Below are 1190 nucleotides of genomic sequence, written 5' to 3'. Positions count from 1 at the left end.
CTGGATCGACGAGGTGTTCCAGGCGCACCGCAGCCGGCAGTACCCGCGTGAGCTGCTGTTCTCCAGCGTGGTGGAGTTGATGCTGCTGGTCACGCTGGGGCTGCGCCCCTCACTGCACGCAGCCGCCCGCAAGATGGCCGATCGGCTGCCCGTGTCATTGGCCGCGTTGTATGCCAAGGTGCAGCGCACCGAGCCTGCGGTGCTGCGTGCGCTGGTGCAAGGCAGCGCACAGCGACTGGTGCCGCTGGCGGGCTGCCTGCCCGAGCGCCAAAGCCTGCCGGGCTGGCAGTTGCGGGTGTTCGACGGCAACCACCTGCCGGCCAGCGAGAAGCGACTGGCGCCGCTGCGCGGGTTGCGGGGCGCGGCACGACCGGGCCACACGTTGGTGGTCTATGACCCGGACAGTGCACTGGTGTGTGACATCGTGGCCTGCGAGGATGCCTACGAGAGCGAGCGCACGGGCGCGGCAGCGCTGATCGAGCAAGCCCAAGCGCAGCAGGTGTGGATCGGCGACCGGCACTTCTGCACCCAGGCCATCATGCAAGGCTTGGCTCAGCGTGATGCGGGCTGCATTGTGCGCGAGCATGCCAAGCATCCACGGCTACAGTCGTGCGGGCCGTGGAGCGAGCAGACCAACATCGAGACCGGGCGCGTGCGCGAGCAGGCCATCGAGCTGGCCCAGCCGCATGAAGGTGCGCTCAAGCATTGGCGGCGTATCGAGATCGCCTTGCACACGCCCACCGAATCGGGCGACCAGGCCATCGTGCTGTGGAGCAACCTGCCGCCCGAGGTTGATGCGGCCACCATCGCGCGGCTGTACCGCAAGCGCTGGCGCATCGAGGGCATGTTCGGTCGGCTCGAATCGGTGCTCAACAGCGAGATCAGGACCCTGGGTCATCCCAGGGCAGCGCTGCTGGGCTTTGCCGTGGCTGTGCTGGCCTATAACGTGCTGGCCTTGCTCAAGCAATTGATCGAGCATGCACACCGCGAGAGCCATCCTGAACTGGATGTGTCCACCTACCACCTGGCTGTTGACATCGCCAGCGACTACGGGACGATGCTGCGCCTGCTGCCACCTGAGCAACTGCCGCGCGCCGATGACGAGCCCCGGCAATTGCTCGAACGCCTGCTACTTCTGGCTGGGCGCATGAGTCCCAAGCAGTTGGCGACCTCCAAGCGCAAGCCCAAGG

General features: G+C 66.7%; 1 protein-coding gene. It reads left to right on the top strand.

The annotated features are described in order from the left end of the window. A partial coding sequence (locus GVL12_RS25665; RefSeq protein ID WP_159918380.1) for an IS4 family transposase occupies window positions 1-1190 on the top strand: 1190 nt, incomplete at both ends.

Source organism: Pantoea sp. 18069 (genome assembly GCF_902706035.1).
Lineage (GTDB): Bacteria > Pseudomonadota > Gammaproteobacteria > Burkholderiales > Burkholderiaceae_C > Comamonas.
This window is presented reverse-complemented; position numbering and strand designations above follow the sequence as displayed.